2 protein-coding genes are annotated in these 1,277 nt (G+C 33.4%); both read left to right on the plus strand.

Features of this window, described 5'->3' with window-relative positions; all coding sequences use genetic code 11:
• The first annotated feature begins 223 nt into the window (after positions 1-223).
• Positions 224-871 carry a dGTP triphosphohydrolase gene (locus KI369_RS20790; protein WP_212957238.1) on the plus strand — a complete coding sequence of 216 codons (648 nt, stop codon included), beginning with the start codon at positions 224-226 and terminating at the stop codon, positions 869-871.
• On the plus strand, positions 868-1,277 hold a 410-nt coding region (locus KI369_RS20795), incomplete at its 3' end, for a glycosyltransferase family 2 protein (protein ID WP_212957239.1). The genes KI369_RS20790 and KI369_RS20795, both read left to right, overlap by 4 nt.

Below are 1,277 nucleotides of genomic sequence, written 5' to 3' on the forward strand. Positions count from 1 at the left end.
GGGGACTTTGCTTTATTTTTTCTCGGTATATATTAAATGCTTTATGTCTAAATATAAAGACATTATGATACAATAATTAGTAAGTCTGTTTATTTTTTCTTACAAAAGAGAGATACTACTTGTTGTTGCTCTACAAAATAACCTAGTCATCCGGTCTATTTCTTAATAATTGCGCATACTACAAGTATCCTTGCATGAATTATCTTTAAAGGAGGAAAGTTTTGTGAAAGATAACTACTATAAAGTCCTCTCTATGTGGATTTTACAAATTTTATTTTATTTTACAACTGTACATGTAACGCAATATGAGCATGCTCTCATTTTTACAATCATATATGTAATTGTTAATGTACTATTTCTATTTTTGCCTGATAAAACTGCATTTGTTCTCTTCATATTAGGAACCATTATTTCGGTATTCTACCTATTCTACCAAGCATGGCTTTACTTATGGAGCACATCAGATCAATGGCAATACATTATTACTCACTTCCTAATGGCAGCAAACTTCTTCATTGTATATATCTCCACTCATCTATTAAAGAAGGTTATTCATGAAAATAAAGAATTAACCGAACGTGTGAGAACGTTAGAACAATACATTGGAGAATCAAAATTATTAACAAGACAAGAATTCGAAAGACGACAAGCATTATTAATCAATGCAATGAATCGTCGTAATGAAACAGGCGTTATGATTTATTTTGATTTCACTTCCTTTAGTAAATATACGAAGGAAAGTGTTATGGATCGCGTAGCTTCATTATTAGTTGGAACGATAAGAGCTGACTTTGACCTTGCTGCTGAAGCGATCCAAGATATAAAAATTTCACGCGAGCAAATTGGGAACAAAGGACAGACGTTATTATGATGACACTCGTTATACTTCTTTTATTCCTCCTGTTTTGCGTACTTGTTTTTTGGATTAGCATCACATTTTCGATTAAGTATGTACTTATTTTTACAGCCTTTCTATTCTCTGGCTTACTTGTTTACTATTCATTCTTAACACTCGCAGGTTTAATTCACCGAAATAGTAAACGAAAAGATCGTACGCTAGAACATTATCCAAGCGTGGATATTTTAATACCTGCCCACAATGAAGGCGTCGTTATTAAAGACACTTTAGAGGCGATGGCGAAGATTGAATATCCAGGAAAACTAACTGTTTATCTATTAAACGATAACTCGCAAGATGAGACACCTGAAATTGGTGACGATTTTGACAAAGCTTATGCTCATATTCGCCACATTCGTGTTCCGGCGGGTGAACCAAA

This window comes from Bacillus sanguinis, assembly GCF_018332475.1.
GTDB classification, from domain to species: domain Bacteria; phylum Bacillota; class Bacilli; order Bacillales; family Bacillaceae_G; genus Bacillus_A; species Bacillus_A sanguinis.